The sequence below is a fragment of the Rhizobium sp. P2_G2 genome, assembly GCF_056403555.1.
On record NZ_JBFUFF010000068.1, the window covers coordinates 1 to 16,067 of the forward strand.

The 16,067-nt window shown below is 56.6% G+C and carries 19 protein-coding genes and 2 pseudogenes; 8 read left to right on the forward strand and 13 right to left on the reverse strand.

Translation table 11 applies throughout. From position 1 onward, the window contains the following. Positions 1 to 16 precede the first annotated feature (16 nt). The gene (locus AC1D06_RS30440; protein ID WP_477989727.1) at positions 17 to 463 is read left to right on the forward strand and encodes an Hsp20 family protein; all 447 of its coding nucleotides are present in this window, start codon (positions 17 to 19) and stop codon (positions 461 to 463) included. A gap of 84 nt (positions 464 to 547) precedes the next feature. After that, positions 548 to 847 (forward strand): DUF982 domain-containing protein, encoded by a 300-nt coding sequence (locus AC1D06_RS30445; RefSeq protein WP_477989693.1) that lies wholly within the window; start codon positions 548 to 550, stop codon positions 845 to 847. Between the two features lie 118 nt (positions 848 to 965). On the opposite strand, the gene AC1D06_RS30450 is transcribed toward AC1D06_RS30445, so the two are convergent. Continuing rightward, positions 966 to 1,148 (reverse strand): hypothetical protein, encoded by a 183-nt coding sequence (locus tag AC1D06_RS30450; protein WP_477989694.1) that lies wholly within the window; start codon positions 1,146 to 1,148, stop codon positions 966 to 968. Between the two features lie 992 nt (positions 1,149 to 2,140). Between AC1D06_RS30450 and AC1D06_RS30455 the strand changes: the two genes are divergently transcribed. Further along, positions 2,141 to 3,385: a hypothetical protein gene (locus tag AC1D06_RS30455; protein ID WP_477989695.1), complete on the forward strand. Its 1,245-nt coding sequence runs from the start codon at positions 2,141 to 2,143 to the stop codon at positions 3,383 to 3,385. 107 nt (positions 3,386 to 3,492) lie between these two features. Here the strand turns inward: AC1D06_RS30455 and AC1D06_RS30460 are convergent, their stop codons facing one another. Further along, a complete protein-coding gene (locus tag AC1D06_RS30460; RefSeq protein ID WP_477989728.1) occupies positions 3,493 to 3,888 on the reverse strand; it encodes an NUDIX hydrolase in 396 nt (131 codons plus the stop codon). Between the two features lie 633 nt (positions 3,889 to 4,521). Here AC1D06_RS30460 and AC1D06_RS30465 point away from each other — a divergent pair. From AC1D06_RS30465 to AC1D06_RS30475, 3 genes are all read left to right on the forward strand, one after another. After that, positions 4,522 to 4,893, forward strand: coding sequence for a hypothetical protein (locus AC1D06_RS30465; protein ID WP_477989696.1), 372 nt, complete (start codon positions 4,522 to 4,524; stop codon positions 4,891 to 4,893). After that, entirely contained in the window at positions 4,893 to 5,882 is a 990-nt protein-coding gene (locus AC1D06_RS30470; RefSeq protein ID WP_477989697.1) for a hypothetical protein, read from the forward strand. The genes AC1D06_RS30465 and AC1D06_RS30470 overlap by 1 nt, the downstream gene beginning before the upstream one ends. A gap of 481 nt (positions 5,883 to 6,363) precedes the next feature. Next, the gene (locus AC1D06_RS30475) at positions 6,364 to 6,921 is read left to right on the forward strand and encodes a dihydrofolate reductase family protein (RefSeq protein ID WP_477989698.1); all 558 of its coding nucleotides are present in this window, start codon (positions 6,364 to 6,366) and stop codon (positions 6,919 to 6,921) included. 565 nt (positions 6,922 to 7,486) lie between these two features. On the opposite strand, the pseudogene AC1D06_RS30480 reads toward AC1D06_RS30475, so the two are convergent. The 10 genes and pseudogenes from AC1D06_RS30480 to AC1D06_RS30525 all read right to left on the reverse strand — a co-directional run. Further along, a pseudogene (locus AC1D06_RS30480) lies at positions 7,487 to 8,087 on the reverse strand (integrase); the annotation flags it as partial. Positions 8,088 to 8,282: 195 nt separating this feature from the next. Then, positions 8,283 to 8,546 (reverse strand): hypothetical protein, encoded by a 264-nt coding sequence (locus tag AC1D06_RS30485; RefSeq protein ID WP_477989699.1) that lies wholly within the window; start codon positions 8,544 to 8,546, stop codon positions 8,283 to 8,285. A gap of 889 nt (positions 8,547 to 9,435) precedes the next feature. Next, positions 9,436 to 9,627, reverse strand: coding sequence for a hypothetical protein (locus AC1D06_RS30490; protein ID WP_477989700.1), 192 nt, complete (start codon positions 9,625 to 9,627; stop codon positions 9,436 to 9,438). 369 nt (positions 9,628 to 9,996) lie between these two features. Then, a complete protein-coding gene (locus tag AC1D06_RS30495) occupies positions 9,997 to 10,227 on the reverse strand; it encodes a hypothetical protein (RefSeq protein ID WP_477989701.1) in 231 nt (76 codons plus the stop codon). A gap of 60 nt (positions 10,228 to 10,287) precedes the next feature. Next, a complete protein-coding gene (locus AC1D06_RS30500; RefSeq protein WP_477989702.1) occupies positions 10,288 to 10,623 on the reverse strand; it encodes a hypothetical protein in 336 nt (111 codons plus the stop codon). A 69-nt stretch (positions 10,624 to 10,692) separates the two neighbouring features. Next, positions 10,693 to 10,938 carry a hypothetical protein gene (locus AC1D06_RS30505; protein ID WP_477989703.1) on the reverse strand — a complete coding sequence of 82 codons (246 nt, stop codon included), beginning with the start codon at positions 10,936 to 10,938 and terminating at the stop codon, positions 10,693 to 10,695. A 217-nt stretch (positions 10,939 to 11,155) separates the two neighbouring features. Next, a complete protein-coding gene (locus tag AC1D06_RS30510; protein WP_477989704.1) occupies positions 11,156 to 11,650 on the reverse strand; it encodes an SOS response-associated peptidase in 495 nt (164 codons plus the stop codon). A 16-nt stretch (positions 11,651 to 11,666) separates the two neighbouring features. Continuing rightward, complete coding sequence (locus AC1D06_RS30515) at positions 11,667 to 11,858, reverse strand: hypothetical protein (protein WP_477989705.1); 192 nt, start codon at positions 11,856 to 11,858, stop codon at positions 11,667 to 11,669. Positions 11,859 to 12,293: 435 nt separating this feature from the next. After that, positions 12,294 to 12,515 (reverse strand): hypothetical protein, encoded by a 222-nt coding sequence (locus AC1D06_RS30520; protein ID WP_477989706.1) that lies wholly within the window; start codon positions 12,513 to 12,515, stop codon positions 12,294 to 12,296. Positions 12,516 to 12,867: 352 nt separating this feature from the next. After that, positions 12,868 to 13,215 (reverse strand): hypothetical protein, encoded by a 348-nt coding sequence (locus AC1D06_RS30525; protein WP_477989707.1) that lies wholly within the window; start codon positions 13,213 to 13,215, stop codon positions 12,868 to 12,870. A gap of 183 nt (positions 13,216 to 13,398) precedes the next feature. On the opposite strand from AC1D06_RS30525, the gene AC1D06_RS30530 reads away from it, so the two are divergent. Beyond that, positions 13,399 to 13,614 carry an ATP dependent DNA ligase gene (locus tag AC1D06_RS30530; protein WP_477989729.1) on the forward strand — a complete coding sequence of 72 codons (216 nt, stop codon included), beginning with the start codon at positions 13,399 to 13,401 and terminating at the stop codon, positions 13,612 to 13,614. A 437-nt stretch (positions 13,615 to 14,051) separates the two neighbouring features. On the opposite strand, the gene AC1D06_RS30535 is transcribed toward AC1D06_RS30530, so the two are convergent. Beyond that, positions 14,052 to 15,065, reverse strand: a complete 1,014-nt coding sequence (locus tag AC1D06_RS30535; protein WP_477989708.1) for a hypothetical protein — start codon at positions 15,063 to 15,065, stop codon at positions 14,052 to 14,054. A gap of 399 nt (positions 15,066 to 15,464) precedes the next feature. Here AC1D06_RS30535 and AC1D06_RS30540 point away from each other — a divergent pair. Then, positions 15,465 to 15,887, forward strand: a pseudogene (locus AC1D06_RS30540) (IS21 family transposase); the annotation flags it as partial. Between the last annotated feature and the right edge of the window lie 180 nt (positions 15,888 to 16,067).

Genomic DNA, 16,067 nt, shown 5'->3' on the forward strand with positions numbered 1-16,067 from the left:
CCACTGTTCCGGTCCACTGTTCCGGTCCAGCGTTGGTTTCGACCGGGTTTTCAACCTTCTGGAAAATGCTCAACGCGTCCGTTCCATCAGTGATTGGCCGCCTTATGATATCGTGAAGACGAGCGACGACACCTATCGCATCAGCATTGCGGTGGCCGGTTTCAGTGAACAGGATCTCAACCTCACCTTCCAGTCCAACCTGCTGATCGTCAGCGGCAACAAGGCGGCTGACCAGACCGAAGGCTACCTGCATCGTGGCATTGCTGGACGGCCGTTCGAGCACAAGTTCGAACTTGCCGACCACGTTCGGGTAACCGGCGCCAACTTGGTCAACGGGCTGCTGTCCGTCGATCTTGTTCGCGAGATCCCGGAAGAGATGAAGCCGCGCAAGATCGCGATTCAGACGGCACCGTCACTGGCTGTCTCGAATCCGCAGCAAATCGAGGGCCAGAAAGCCGCCTAAGGCGCCTCGCGCGCCAGTGTACCACTTGCACCGGGCCCGCATGCCCGGTGCTGCTGAGATGATCGGGACGAAAGGAGAGGAGCCGTGACACCCGATACGTTTGAAAAGCCGGTCCGCATTCTGGTCGGACTAGGTCAGCCCCGGGATATCCGTAATGTCTTGGATGCCTACATGTTTTTAGAGGAAGCCCCTGGCTACATGCGCGATACGGCACGTGTGATGGCTGTCAAAGCTTGCAAGGCCGCGTTGCTGGGCGAGGTAGAAGCCGAAACAGCCCGGGGCGCCTTCGAGGCCTTCGCCGGCAAACATGATTTGCTTGCACCCGAGACGGAGAACTTGATCGCTGCAGCCGCTCGCCGGCGCAACGAGCCGCACGTTCATTGAGAGTGTAGGGCTTAGTGGTTCATCGCCGGGTTAGATTTCCGATGGACGGGTGTCGAGAGGGATACCCGTCAGATAAGTTGGTAAGAGCCTTCGAACAGGTCGCCTCAAGCCCGGCTCATCAGAAAATTAGCCGGCGCCGCCGGAAATGCTCCGGCCGGTCGATCATGAGATGGCAGCGCTGGCAAAGCGCCTTGAGATTGCGGAAGTCATTGTGGCCGGAATTGTTATCCAGGTTCGAGGTCGCCTGGTAAACCCGCGTGACCGGCGCATGGCCTGGCTCCGGGGCAGGGGGCACGCCCATGCGGACAATCCGCCCTTTCACATCCCGCCAAGTACTGGCGTCTTCATCCCACCGACGGCCATCGCCAAAATGGCAGACAATCTTGGCATGCGGACGTTGACAATGCTTACACCGCCCCTTCGCCCGCTCAAAGCGCACCAGGTCTGTCAGCTGCTGCCAGTCAATCGGATAAAGCCAGCGATGTTGCGGCCGGATGGGCATCAGCTGCCGGCCCTTTCCACATTGGCCGTGCCGGCGCGGACGCGAGCCTGAGAAAAATAGTCATACAACGATGTGCGGCTGGCTCCCATGCGCCTAGCAACCTCCGCGACAGGGATGCGGCCTGCGGCAAGCAAGGCGCGCGGCCTCAATGTCGTCCGGCGAGAGCTTCGCCAGTCGACCACCTTTGCGGCGCGCGCGCTACCGGTCTTGCGTTCAAGCGGGGCGGGTAATGAATGTGCGAAACCGCACAAAGCAGATGCAGGTATGACCCTGCTTTTTTGTTGCGGAAGTCTTGAATGTTGGGGGACAGATAACCTGACACGATTCAGTATAAGATTCGATGTCAGGTTTCCGGCCGTTTATCGCACAACATGGCTCCAGTGCGCCGGCGGCGGACATCGATGAAGGTAGCTGCAATGAATATATCCCACTATTTGACATTGTGTGTTGATTTTCAGCACGATTTGACCCGTTTTTCGATTTCGCCGTGATCCGCTCAGCGCGATTAAAGATGTTTGCACACAATCCACTACGTTGGATTTGATGGGCTAACGCGAAATGAAAAATTGGATCAAATCGTGCCGAAACTCAACATCGAAGCGGTTCAAATGCTTGTAGGAGGGGCTCGAAACTGCTTCGATGCAAGTTCTCTCCCAGACCTGCCGCCGCGTCCTCCGCTGCCAGGCGCTGCACACCATGACTGCTAAAACCCGATTATGGGAGTTCGCTATTGAATAATAGCGCGCTGCCGACCGTTGAAGGCTCATACCAAAGCCAATGGGGAGACAAGCATGGCAAAGACGACCGTCGTTAACACTGACGATTCCAACACCTACGAACTCGGCAATTCCAATCATACCTGGATTTTCGGCGAGAGCCACGTCTTCAGCGGTGAAGACAACTCGATTCATCAGGCAGCTAACCTTACCAATGATACGATCATTATCAATGGGCGTGTCAACTCTGGGGCGGCGGCCGGCGCGGGTGTTTTGTTCGAAGGTGGGGATTCAAAGATTACCGTCGGCGAAGGCGGCTCGGTAACGGGCGATACCGGTATTAGTGCAACGGGAGCCAACGCTCTTGTCACCAACAACGGCATCGTCACTGCCAACGGCTTCGCATCGGCGATATCGATGGGTGGTGCCAATGCGCATGCCGTCAACAATGGCGAATTGTTCGGCCTAGTTGGGATCGACATGAACTCCAAGGACGGCGTCATCGACAACAACGGATCCATCCGCGCTCTTTTCAGCGGCATATTTTTGGATATTGGCGGCGAGACGGTAAATCTTGGCAAAACCAGCGTTATTGCCGCAGACAACGAAGGCATCAACCTCACAAGTTCGACGGGAGAAAAGACCAAAATAACCAATGACGGTTTGATCGCCATGAACGATGCCACCGCCGTTGGCGCCACTGACGGCGACGAGGTTGTGATCAACCACGGCACGATCCGCGGCGATATCATGCTGGGCGCTGGCAAGGACGTCTTCAACAATCTCGACGGCAAATATTCCGGCGACATTTTCGGCGGCGCCGGCAATGACCTGTTCATCGTCAATTCGGCAAAGACACAGATCAACGAGCTTTCCGGCGAAGGCACGGACACGGTCAGATCGACCGTTTCCTTCTCCTTCAACACCAACGCGCTAATGAACTCCGAGCTGGAAAACCTCACGCTTCTCGGTACCAAGAACCTCCATGGGACCGGCAACAGCCAGCAGAACATCATCAAGGGCAATAGCGGCGGCAATGTTCTCAGCGGCGAAGGGCAGAACGACATACTGACGGGTGGCAAGGGCCACGATACCTTCGTGTTTGCCACGAACTTCGACGCCGACGAGGTCAAGGACTTCCACAAGGGTGTCGATAAGGTCGATCTTTCGGGTATGGTCGACATTGCGGACTTCAAGGACATGATGAAGAATCACGTGAGCGAGGTTGCCGGCAACGTCCACATTACCTCCGGAGCCGACGATCTCGTGCTCGACCACGTATCCAAGGCTGATCTGCACGCAACGGACTTCATATTCTGACGGGGATCAAAGGCGGCAGAGTGTGGATATCGTCACGGCGATCGCGACACTCTGCCCATGAGAACGCCAAGCCTAATTGGATACGGCAAATTTTGACAAAAGGCTTTTTATTCAGGCTCGACAACCCGTCTGGAAGCCTCACAAGCAGAAACCCATTCGAACTGCCGCTTCGTTGCCTCTGCAAACTGTGGGCGCGCGTCCGTGGCTTCAGGCAGATAGACGCTGACAATGCAGGCAATGTTTCCTTTCACCTTAATGTAGGTGTAATGGCCGAAAGGCTCTTTCGAAAATTTGCCTGATATGCCGGCTTCTTCACGTGCCTCGCGGGCGGCCGCCTGGCGGTCGTTTTCCTTCTTCTCCACGTTGCCTTTAGGAATGACCCAGCGACCTGTATCGCGGCTGGTGGTTAAGAGAACTTCTTTTGAGTGCCCGACACCGCGATAGCAGATAGCCGCGCTCTGGTTCGAGCATTCCCCTGCAGAATATCTTCGGCCTTCGCCGATAGCCGTAGGAGGTTATTCTGCGATTGTTCAAAAGGGGCCGTTGAAACTCAGTCCTCTGCGAGTGCGATTGCAGCGTATCGCCTGCACTATCACCAATGGCTTGGCCGTCTGCCTGCTCAAAAGCAAACACGAAGCTTTTTGCCGCTTCGCTCGGCTCTCCGCTAGTTCGCCTATAGGGCGTGAAGGTCGAATCCGGTTTAGTCTTCCGAACAACCGCTAATAAGACAAAGCCAGCCCTCAGGGTGGCATGTGTCCCTCTTTAAGTTATGGCGGCAGGACGCTAACACATTCAACATACAATCAAAAATATTTCAAAGAGCTCAGGGACGTATATTTTTTGTCTTGCATGATGGGCGATGCATTCCGCTTTATGGCAGAGCTGGCGGGGTTCGGTCGATCGCTTATTGGCTGACGCAACATCCCACGTGCAGCCGTTTGCAGCCCGCGAGCAACGTCAACCGTGTCGCCGTTCGTCACCGCCTCCGTGCACCTCTAACGCAAAAGAGTCGATTCCTCAGCCATCAAATACTCCAATTAGTCAAATGCGGTGAACACAGTTGTGTTATACATTGACGGGAAGTAAACATAATGCAGAGCAGTGCTTAGCAGAGATGAACCGGCGGAGAGTGGAGCATGGCTGAAGTTTTCTTTTCTGCACGCAGCAGATATTCCGCGGGCCTTTACGAAACAGACGGTACGGCCGGCGGTACCAAGCGTATCGGTACATACGCGGATTTCGACAATACGCAGATTGGCAGTATCTATGGTACGGCGACCGGCGCCTTTGTCGTGTCTTTCGCGGTGACGAACTCCGATGCGGATATCGATTATTTCTCGCCGCACGGCCATCGCCTGTCGCGCACGCATTTCGCCAACGGCTCGCTTGAGGAAACCTATTCCGATGGCAACCTCTTTTATTACCATGAATATAGGCGTCCGATGGGAATGGCGATCCCAATCACGTCTTTGTCACCGACGGGACAGAAGCCGGCACGAAGGACCTGATGCATTTTACCGGCGTCGGGCTAGGGGACTTCATCTTCTTTACCGGTGGCAATTCGACCTGGCTGTCCTATAGCGATGGAAACACGTTTGAAACCAAGGTCGCCAAGGTAGATGGCAACAGCTTGGCACCGCAGTTCAGTTTCGCGGGCGTCAGCTCGTCCTTCTCCTATTTTGAACTCGGAAACGAGGTGCTGTTCTTCAACACCGATGTCAGGCACGGCATGGAACTCTGGTCCTCCGACATTGCGAGCGGAGGAGCACACATGCTCAAGGATATCAATCGCGGCACAGAAGGGGCAAATCTCGAAGTCGGCGATCAGGACCATAACAATTTCGTCGCGTTGGGTGACCAGGCTTTCTTCGTCGCCAATGACTCCCGACACGGAAAGGAGCTTTGGATCACCGATGGAACTGCCGGTGGCACCCATATGGTCAAGGATACCGTCAAGGATAGCACCGACGGCGTCGCGGACATCAACAGGTCAGCGGTCGTCGGCAACGAATTCTATTTTCTGCAGGAGTACAGGCTTCCTGACAACCGGGTCGGTTATAACATCTGGCATTCGGACGCCACCAGCCAGGGAACAGAGAGACTGCCGATGACCTACAAAGGCCATGACATCCACGCGATCCCCAGCGATTTAGGCGTCCTGGGCAAGAAGATCCTCTTCGAAGGCTTCCGGGACGACAATCAAGATAGCTCCGCGCTCTACAGCTACAACACGAAGACCGGCGATACCCAGCTCGTCAAGGACATCGCGACGCAGTACGACAACATTACCGACTACACCGAGCTCGACGGCGAGCTTATATTCTCTGCACGCAGCAAGAAGGGCGGGCAGGAAATCTGGGTGACTGATGGCACCACGGCTGGCACGCATCAAGTAGAGGACATATATACCGGCCCAGGTGGTTCCGACCCCGCGCACTTGACGCTTGTCGGTGAAGGCGCGGCGGCGGCACAGACACACGCGGACTTGATGTTCTGAGCGCTAGAGCGAAGCGCGTTCGATGAGTAGCGCATAGTGCATGCCTAATGGGTGCAGCATTCCTGTTCAAAGAACAGGCCGTAGACGTTGCTGACCGCTTTTGGTAGCTTCTAGCCCTGGAAAGTAAGCTTCAATGGAGACTATCTCTTGGCGAGCACCGACCGGAAGGCGACCTTCTGAGTCGCGCTTTCGGGTGTCTGGGGCTATCTATGCAGTGGCGGACAGGTTTCCGGTCGTGCTCGGCCGCGGCATCCGCCTTTTTTCGGAAAACCACGCCCAATAGCTGGCGCTGGTCGAGGGTGAGCAATTCGGCGACGGCATCACCTTGCTCCGATACGTCAACGCCTGATTGCTCGGCAGGGCGGGTCAGCGACCGCTATCCAAGAGAAATGCGCGCACAATGTCGGATTTGAGTGGCGTCGCCCGTCTTCAAAACATCACTTCGGAAATTACCGTGCTGCAATCAGGAAACCAGGATAAGATGAGGAAGCTTATTGTTACCGAATTCATCAGCATCGACGGAATTGCCGAGGTCGAGAAGCTGCCCAGCGTGACCTGGAACGATGAGATGAACAGGTTCAAGGAAGAGGAGCTTGCCGATAGCGGGGCAATGCTTCTCGGCCGCACGACCTACGAGATTTTTGCCGGCTCCTGGCCAAAGGAAAGCGGCGACTTCGCCGACAGGTTCAACGCGCTGCCGAAATATGTCGTGTCATCGAGCCTGAAGACGCTCGAATGGAAGCCGGCCGAGTTGCTGAAGGGCTCGCTGTCGGACGCGGTCCGGGCGCTGAAGGCTGGCGACGGCGGCAACATCTATGTGCATGGCAGCCTCAGTATCGCCCAGCAGCTTCTGCGCCACGACCTGGTCGATTGCATCCGATTGCTCAGCTATCCCGGCGCAGTCGGTCAGGGGAAACCTCTCTTCGCACCTGGAGAACAGCAGCAGTTTGAGCTGATTTCGGCTTCGCCCCTCAGCAATGGTGTCGTCGCCATGGAATATGTGCCGGTTACCTTGCGGAATTCATCCGAAATCGCATGAACACGGCCAGCGATGCAGATGAGAATCCTTCCCTCGTAGAAGGTAGGGGAGGGGCTCTCGTAGCCTCGACGCCTTCTCTAAACCGGTCATGCCGGCGCTGGTATTTGCAGGCCGCGATGCGCGCCAGAAAGCGAACGCATTGACCGGCCAGCAATGGATGGGCATTGCGGCGCAGTCCTCATATGCTGGCCTAAGCCGGAGCTTTGTAACGACGGGAACAGCAGTGTGCCTGCCCTGAATGCTAAATACCTGCCTGCAAGAACAGGAGGCACAGGTGCCCAATTTCGCAATCGGATTAATCGCGCTTGCCGTCACCGCTACCATGATCGGGTTTGCTTTTTGGCGCGCATCGCGGCCCAGCAAGTACCAACGCCAGGACGTTTCTGATCCGCGTCCCGAACCAGGCATCTGGAGGATTGGTCGCGGTTGATGGACGGGCGATGGTCCGGCCACCGCAGCCAGGGCCGCGACGCCTACCGTATCGCATAATCGGGGCCTTGCGTGATCTGCGGCGGCACTGCAGTCTTGCCACCTGGCCCGTCTCGGCTGAGGAGGCGAGACCGGCACGCAGCGAGTGGCCGGAGAATTTGAAGGCGCGTTCGATTTCGCTCAGGTCGCCGCGAACGCCGGCGGCCATCGCGGCGCGCTTCACCAGGCGCGCCCCTAGCGTGCCACGATCGAAAGTCTCGAGCATGGCGATCAGGTCTTCAGGCAGGATTGCTTCTTCCTGCCGGGGAGGGGCGGCATGGGTGTTGCGAATGCCGGCCATCAACGTGGCAATCGCCCGATCCTTGCGGTCAAGCGCCATGCCGCGCTGAGCGCAATTCCAGCTGATGGCCGAAAGGCGCCGCTCGATCGTTGAAACAGAGTTTCCCTTCATGCCGCGCTCGGCCGTGCCGACGGCACTTCCGGAGGCGGTGCCACTGGCACAGGCGGTGATGTAAAGGCCGACGACCTGCGGATCCGGGGGCAGGGGGGACACATTCTGGCGGCGGCAACCAGGCGATAAAATGCTTCCAGTCCGACGCATAGGGTTTCCTTTTATTGGCGGAACTGGCGGCTTCGACATAGCCACGCGCCCGCACCGCCACCTGTTGCAGATGGGCGGGCAGCGAAGCATGTGGTTCCGGAAGAGGGGAGGGGAGCCCGCCGCTGTGCGCCGACATGCCGGCCGGCGACCGCGGCGCGGAAATATCGTCTCCGGCACCCGTATGTTGATTTTCAGCCCGATTTGACCCGTTTTTCATTTCGCCGTGATCCGCTCAGCGCGATTAAAGATGTTTGCACACAATCCACTACGTTGGATTTGACAGGCTAACGCGAAATGAAAAGTTGGATCAAATCGTGCCGAAACTCAACAACTAAGGCCTCCGAGTATTTTTCGCCGCTGTCGCTTCGATTGCAGCCTTTTCCCGAGCCTGCCGCAAGCGCTCTTTCTTGGCTTGCTTCTCCCGGGTCTCTTTGTCCTTGATCTGCTTGAACACCTTGTCTGTGTTGGCGAGGCGTTCTTCGACGCTTTTTGCGCGATGCGTCAGGGTACCGTCGCACTCGATCACGTTGAAACGAGCGCAATCCGGGCGGTTGCGCCCTGCAGCAGCAGCACTATCCTGCCAGACTCTCGTCACGCCGGGAGCCCTCGGGATAGCAAGGGCATCAAACAGACGTCCGACTGGCGGAAAGGTTCGATCGCCATTCGGGACTGGACACGACCGTACAATCCGGTCGCTCCCACCCGTTCTGCGTTGCAGGATAGCGCGCAATATGCGCCCGGCATTACCCGCGGGCAGGAGCGACTTGCAGGGCGCGTGATGTGTGTTAGAACGCACTGCGGCATTTCGAACTTGGCGATGGGCAATATGTTCCAGACGCACTCGGTGGAACGAAATTCGCGCCATCGCATTTTGCGCCGCATCGAAAGCGGTCTGTTTATCCGCCACTTCTCGCACAAGACGCAAGCAACCACCTTTGGCTCGTGCGAGTCCCGCCGCCTATGCTTTCGAATTTTGGAAAGCGGCATTTTACGCGCACAGCATGCTTATCGCCCATCGCCTGATCGAAGGTCCGCCGCTATCCGGTCCCGGCGCCCACGATGCTGCCCAAGAGCTTGGCGGAGCCTTCCAAGAGCTTCTCAGCCAGTTCAACGGTGTGGCCACGTCCCGAAAGCCAACTGATCGTGATCTCTTGGTGAGCCACATGCTTTTCGCCTTGCGCGACACGCCGCTCGGCCATCTCAAGGTCCGCTTGGGTGCAATACACGGCCGGGGTTTCCCGAGCGAAAATGCCCTAACAAATCGGCGCTCTGTCAGTTCCCGGCGGCAAACACCTCTGTGGTATCAAATATTCAGACGAGCCGGCGGCCGCTCCCCGCGTCTTCATTGAAGGGTGGGGTTGGCAAAGACGCACCGCGATGCATGGTTCGCGGTTGTTGAGAGCGGCCCGCACGAGCTCGATGTTTTGGTTTTCAAGCTCGTGCATCCCTAATGGTATGTCAGAAGTTTGCACCGTGGCTAGTGCTCAGCGATTGTCATTTGCCGCATTGATCAATACATGCCCGAGCCGGGTTAGATAGATGCGGTAATCGACAACCGTTATCCACCTTTTCGTTGTGGCGCGGACGAGTGCGGCCTCCATTTCATCGATCTTGAATCCTCTGTCCAGGCCATAATTTATTACGTCATCGGCAACGACACCATCGTCGGGCATCATCCCTGTTTCCGCCATATACCGAAGCACGATGTTAGTGCGTAATTCGGTTGTCAAAGATCCTCTCAGGGCAGTCAAGTGCCTTGTGCTGTCGAACTACGCAACCCTACATCATTAAACGAGCACTGTCGGCCATTTTCAACCGCACTCAGCAGTTTTTGAAGTCGTCGGTCAGATGCGATATGGCGAACACGAGTGTGGTTTCAAGATTCTCGAAGGTGGCCGCTCCTTCGCCTTTTTTGAGGGTCCGTCAGGCGGGTTGCGCTGCAGAGAGCAGCGAAACGGAGCGGCCTTCACGAGCCCATGTGTTTCCGGCACGGGGGGCTTGTGATCACTCCAAACTGCGCAAGAGCAATCTGGTTCCCTCGAACGTTAAACGCGCGCTTTCGCCTTGGCGTCATCCCAATATTCCTCAACCTTTCGTGACGCTTCACGTGCGGTGTCAACGAATCCGCCTATCGGCAGCGGCGGCGTACCTCGAAAACCCTTCGGGTAGCTGGCATTCCAGTTCCATTTGCCTTTGATCGGATCATGGTGCGTCTGATAAATGCGGCCGATATATTGCTCCCCATCGTATCCCGCGAAATCGTCGTCGCGCTCCACCGGCCAGGTCAGGCGCCATTGGTAGCGTGGCCGATATTTATCCGCTTCCACCGCGTGCGATTAATTTGCCTGTTTTGGCATAGGCATCTCGACGGTCCCCATCACCATCGTCTTGACGCGTTCAAGATAATTCAGTGTCTCTTTTATCGACCGGTCGGCTCCCTCGCCGTATCGGCCGCGCACCTGGTCCGCCTGCACCTTCATGCTCATCTCGACACCCTGCATTACGGCGGCCATAAAGCTTTCCCGGTCGTCTACAAAGGTGCCCAGATGGCTCAGGAGGTGGACGAGCATGAATTCATGCACACCCTGACTGGCTACCGCTGATCTCAGTGCCGGCTCCATCGCTGCTATTTGCTCTTCCACGTCTTTGACACGATCACCTAAAATCGTCATTGCCGGACTCCGTTCTGTTCTACAAACGTTCCACTAAACAAGCAGATCATCACGGACTCCGCAAGAGGGTTAGCGCTTATGTCTCCGTCGGCTTTCCCTGTCCACGACGAGAGCAATCTTCGCCTTCGTGTCCTCGATCGCGAATTGCTTCAGCATGTAGTTGTCGGCCAGTTCCACGACGGCGGCAGCGGCTTCGGCAGGCGTCCAGCCAGCCGCCCTCGCTGCATCCATGATATCGTTGAAGTGATCTTCCATAGACTCCTGACACTCAAGGAAGCGGTCGTCATATTGGCCAGGCCGGCGAGGTCGGTTCATCGGCGTCTCCTTTCCGGCGCAACGAAGTCAGGAATCGCTGGTTCCTACAGTGGGTTAACGCACCCCGGGTCACCGTCGAATTTCGATGAATTGACGTCACGGGAAACCCGGTGGAACTGTAGCTGGCCATTCAAATTATGTCGCGCCAGCATGGGCTTGAGGTCAGCCGGCGGCGTATCCATGGACAGCCAGCGTCATGAAATCCCGGGTCGAGGATCTAGGGAATTCTGTCGTGAAGCTGGTCTGTCGGCGCGACGGCGGGACCGGTTATGATCGTGCAACTGTAAAGATCGAGCGCGGCGTTGTGGGCCCAAAGGCCGGCGAACGCGAATGGAGATGGGCCGGGAAGAAAGATGAACCACGGGTCTTTGCCGCCGTCTTCAGCCTTGGTCCATTCGTAATATCCATCAGCGGGTATCAGGCATCGCTTTGATTTCCACGCATCTTTGAAGGCGCCAGATGTATCGACCGTTTCGATCCGAGCATTGAACATGGCCGCTTTCGGCAGTTCCTTGGCCCAATGCGGCACCAGCCACCAACGGCCCTCTTTCAACACCTGCTGACCATCGACATCATGATGAATGAACGGCACCGTTTGCGTCGGCGCGATGTTATAGCGGGCGGGGACGTTCCGGCCGAACCAGCGATCGGTTAGCCGGTAAAGCCCGACGAACTGCGGCCATGGCAGCATTTCAGTGAAGCGCCCGCACATCTGACATTCCTCGTGGTCAGCCGTTGTCGTTTGCTGGACTGATCAACAAATACCCAAGCCGAGTCAGATGAATATTGTCATCTGCGACGATTATCCATCCCCGCTTCGCCGGAGTGACGAGGGTTGCCTCCATCTCATCAAGATCGAACCCTCGATCGAAACCATAATTCATTATCGCGTCTGCCGGCACACCGTCGCCCGTCTTCATTCCGGCATCTGCCGTCAATCGCAGCACAACGTCCTTTCGCAATTCGATTACCAGACATTCTTTTTAGTTCTTCGGTTAAAACGGGCGGTCCGGAGGATGAAGCCGAACCACGGCGACTCGCGGCACCGTACGGCGTGCAGGACACCGCGCCCGTGCTCATATAACTGAGCAATGATAATGTAGTCTATCCAACATCAAGCTTCAGTTAAATTGCTGTTCTACATTTGCAATGCGTAACCGTACAATAGCCGGCATTTCTGACACTTCACGCCAATACGCGGAACCTGAGCGAAGCTTGTCTGTTGATTGCGCAGACGCCAGGCTCGGCTTACCATTGTCCCCTCAAGGTATCCGCCTCCGAGCCGTGTACGAGGCCCACCGTGAACCCAACTGCGGCGGGCCTTTGTCTTGTCCGCGGTTTGCTCGCATTGCAGGTCAAGCATGCCGGCTGTATCGAAGCGCCGCAGCCTCGTGGCAATAGATTAAGAGACGGTCCCGATCGGTTATGCCTGTGCGATATGCGCGGAGCACAAATTCCGCAAATTCCTTCTCGTTGGATGTTGTCCGGTGAAACCAAGACTCATCGACCACCGCCTTGAAGACGTCTTGCACGACTTCCATCTCTTGAGGCAGCATTACCAACCCGGTGAATGGCATTTTCAACCTCCCTCATTTCCTCCTCAGCCAATTTTAATCCATTTCTGGCGCAATCCCAGCATGGCTAAGAGACCTCTTAAAACTCCCGGATCCGCGCCGCTGAAGCGCGAGACCGACGCTCCTCTCGTCTGGCGACCTGTGCGCGCCCGCTGCAAGCACCTAGAGCGACAAAGATAAGCGAGGTCCAAGTTCCTCGCCGCATTTGCGCGGGTGGGCGATAACGTTCGACAACGCCTGCTGTGAATTCCGGCGGGATGTCGCCGGTCCTTATTCTTCGCGATCTTTGCCAGCCGCTTGATATTCTTAGCGAACCTGGCGCTTCCAATGCCTCTCCACACAGAAGAGGCAGGCGTCAGAAACTCGCCGCGGCCCTATCCACCAGGTCCTTCGGCAGATCCGCCAGGAACCTGATCTCCAGATCATCCTGGTAGCGCTTCTTGACCACGCAGGCGAACTTTTCCGGCCAGTTGGCTATCACCAGGTAGAGGTGCCCTTCAATCGCCTCGGCGACCGGGCAGGTGACACGGCAGGCCTTCTCCGAAAGTTCGGTCATCATCACGTTCTGCGAGGAATAGCCGCGGATACCTTTTTTGAGATAATATGCGGTGGAGGGAAGCTTGACCTTGCGTCTCGGCTTTTCGGTGGCATTGTCTTCGATGAGTTGGCTGAGGAAATTGCGGTGGGCGGGTTCTTGCAGCATGCGGCGGCTCTTGCTGAGTTTGTTGCCGCGATTTTCACGTGTGAATATTTAAGATGATACTAACGAGCCGACGGACGTCAAATTTTCAATCATTGTTTGGTGCCCTAAATTGGCGATTTCTCGAATAAGTAGAAACTTACACGTCCTGAGGTGAACGACAATGAGAATTGACGATTGTACGATGTGCGGCCGCAAGCACTACGAAACGAGACGGACAAGATTGCTGTCGCCGCCGCGGCGGTCGACACCGGCAAGAAGCGGCCGAACGTGACGTGGGTTCGGCCAGAGCTCATCGCGGAGATTGAATCTCGGGCATGGACGGATGACGGGAAGCTACGACACGCGTCGTTTAAGGGTTTGCGTGACAGAGCAGATACGGCCGAAGTGTTTCAGGCGTGACGCCAACGTTCCTATACTCTTCCGACTCGCTTGACCTGGCGCGCGCGGCGGTTCGCGCCTTGAGAACTGGGCGAAACGGCAAGGATCAGCTTGGCGCTGTTACGATCCAACTTGTGCTTCCTGGAAAAATAGCCAATTTTGTATTGCCGCAGATCGTCAGAGTGGTGAAACATCGTAGAGCCCCCCAGCGAGTCCATCAAACGCGCAAGGAACATGCGAGTCAAACTCTTTGCTCTGAAACAATCTGTCTGCTTGGTATCGTACGGATATTCAAGGCGGTGGCCGGAGCGGCTTCTATATTTGGAACACAAAAGCCGTCCGATGCGAGTGCCGCTGCCCTCATGTGAACAGCGGCAGCGGGATTTTCGTGCTTGCGTGGGTCACTGTTTGCCGGCGGCGGTATCGCTGCGGCTGAGGATTGAAGGGACCGCATCACATCAGACGACATCAAAATCACGGATGTCGAGCTTGGTATGATTGTCGAGCACCGCGAAGATGATCGGCGCTTCGCCACCTTTGCCGTCCTCATCGTAGAAAAGCTTTCCGGTGTTGTGATTGTAGAGGATTCGATCGTTTCCATCTTCTGCCTGTGACGTGATGTCGTGAAACGTCTTGTTGAGATTGCCGTTGGTCACCCCAGGGAAGAGGCCGTCGTCGGAATGATCGAGCTGAATTACGTCGTGGGCGTGCGAGAAATCGGTGATGTGGTCAAAGTTCGCGGTGCCGATGGCGTCGAATAGGAACTGGTCGTTGCCTCCGTACCCAGTCAGTCTGTCGTGACCGTTCTCACCATTGAAGTAGTCGCCATAGCTACTACCAAAGAGCTTATCCGCGCCTGTATTGCCTAAAAAACTCAGCATGCCTCCGCCGAAAATTTGAAGGGTTGCTATCAGGGCGTCTGGGGTCATCCATGCTGCGGAATCGATTGGAATACCCGCTTCATTATCCGGATCGAGAAACATTGACACCGTCGCGATCGTCTGTGGCTCGTCGTCCACGTACTGTAGGATTTTCGCACTGGTCGCGTAACCTGAGAAGTCAATCCAATCGTGGCTGGCAAAGTCGTGCCCCTCAAATTGTGTCGCGTAATGCTTTCCAGCGTACTCATAGTCGTAACTGCATTCAGTTGGACTGGTGCCCGTGCCGACGGTCTGAGCACGAAGCATTGCTGGAAAGAATAGCCGGGAATCAAACCCGCCCTGGCTGGCATAAATGCTGATATAGTTTGTCATCGCTGCCTCCAAATGTTGCGCCGAGAGTTTAAGAGAATACAAATATGATGTCACCTGACAATCGCCCAGCAGCGTTCCAACTGTAATGCGCTTTACAGAGGTTAGATTCCGTGTAGACAGCGACATTTCACGCATGCAGTAATAGCAAAAGCCGGTGCGCGTCCCCTGCACACTGGCCTTCGCTTCATTCTTCAATAAATGCACGACAAGCGCCGCCAATTGTCGTGCTTGGGCGTGGGGGTGGCAAGCCCCCACCACGAGAACGGGCCACCGTCGCCGATGGCCCGCTGGAACGAAACTAGGCCGCTTGGGAACGCAATCCCTCCTCACCCTGGATCAGCTCGCTACCACGGAGAGTGGGGGGAAGCCAAGTCGTCTCTGCCATCGCCACAATGCCATGCGGGCGGCGGTATCCTTCTTCACATCGGCCAGCCGGATGGACAGGGGCGCCTTGGCTTAGCCTCTTGCACCATCGCCACCATGGTCGCCTTTTTGAGCCGCCCATAGAACCCTTCCACCGCGGGCTTCCTTGTTGGCCATGTCGAATCCGAGCAAGCCTGCCAGCTGCCGGGCCTGCGCCATTTGTGGGGTCGGTTCCGGTTGGGGAGCCAGCTCTCCGTCAGCCTGCGCGTCTATACCGAGCGACTGGTCGATGCGGCCGAGGGCAATATTCTATGCGAGCATCCCCGGGTCGTTGAGCGCAGCCACGACAAACCACCGCGAACGATTTACGACTGACGGCACTATCTTGCTGTCATCCAGCGCAAGCCCGGTGCCCTGCGCAATGGTGCGCCCTTCTTGGAATTACCGTTAGCCTTTCGGCAACTGCAGGATCAGATGTTTCGCCGCCCCGCCGGTGATCGTGAGATGGTCGATATCCTCGCGCTTGTCCTTCATCATGACGAAAAGGTTGTCGTCAGGGCTGTGGAACTGGCACTGGATGCGGGCGTGGCGACCAAAACGCTCGTGCTGAACCTGTTGCACCGCCTGATCGACGGGAAGACGATCGACGGTCCCGACATTGATACGCCGCCGGCGCTCGCTGCGTGAGCCCGAGGCTAACACGTATTCCAGGAGCTGACTTGGGGCGAATTGCTCGTGTGAGGCACGGTAGCCGATCAGCACCAAATGCCTCCCGGCCTTTTCCTCGTCATCCGACTGTGCGGCCCCGGGACCGCATCGTGGTGTGTGAAGCGGGCGCTAGGCATCGTAGCCCGCATT

Bases quoted from the DNA above. Each gene is read 5' to 3' on its own strand.
- AC1D06_RS30450 (WP_477989694.1), bottom strand. From the start codon at position 1,148: ATGGGCGTGCCCCCTGCCCCGGAGCCAGGCCATGCGCCGGTCACGCGG.
- AC1D06_RS30455 (WP_477989695.1), top strand. From the start codon at position 2,141: ATGGCAAAGACGACCGTCGTTAACACTGACGATTCCAACACCTACGAA.
- AC1D06_RS30465 (WP_477989696.1), top strand. From the start codon at position 4,522: ATGGCTGAAGTTTTCTTTTCTGCACGCAGCAGATATTCCGCGGGCCTT.
- AC1D06_RS30470 (WP_477989697.1), top strand. From the start codon at position 4,893: ATGCATTTTACCGGCGTCGGGCTAGGGGACTTCATCTTCTTTACCGGT.
- AC1D06_RS30475 (WP_477989698.1), top strand. From the start codon at position 6,364: ATGAGGAAGCTTATTGTTACCGAATTCATCAGCATCGACGGAATTGCC.
- AC1D06_RS30490 (WP_477989700.1), bottom strand. From the start codon at position 9,627: ATGATGCCCGACGATGGTGTCGTTGCCGATGACGTAATAAATTATGGC.
- AC1D06_RS30500 (WP_477989702.1), bottom strand. From the start codon at position 10,623: ATGACGATTTTAGGTGATCGTGTCAAAGACGTGGAAGAGCAAATAGCA.
- AC1D06_RS30505 (WP_477989703.1), bottom strand. From the start codon at position 10,938: ATGAACCGACCTCGCCGGCCTGGCCAATATGACGACCGCTTCCTTGAG.
- AC1D06_RS30510 (WP_477989704.1), bottom strand. From the start codon at position 11,650: ATGTGCGGGCGCTTCACTGAAATGCTGCCATGGCCGCAGTTCGTCGGG.
- AC1D06_RS30515 (WP_477989705.1), bottom strand. From the start codon at position 11,858: ATGAAGACGGGCGACGGTGTGCCGGCAGACGCGATAATGAATTATGGT.
- AC1D06_RS30520 (WP_477989706.1), bottom strand. From the start codon at position 12,515: ATGCCATTCACCGGGTTGGTAATGCTGCCTCAAGAGATGGAAGTCGTG.
- AC1D06_RS30525 (WP_477989707.1), bottom strand. From the start codon at position 13,215: ATGCTGCAAGAACCCGCCCACCGCAATTTCCTCAGCCAACTCATCGAA.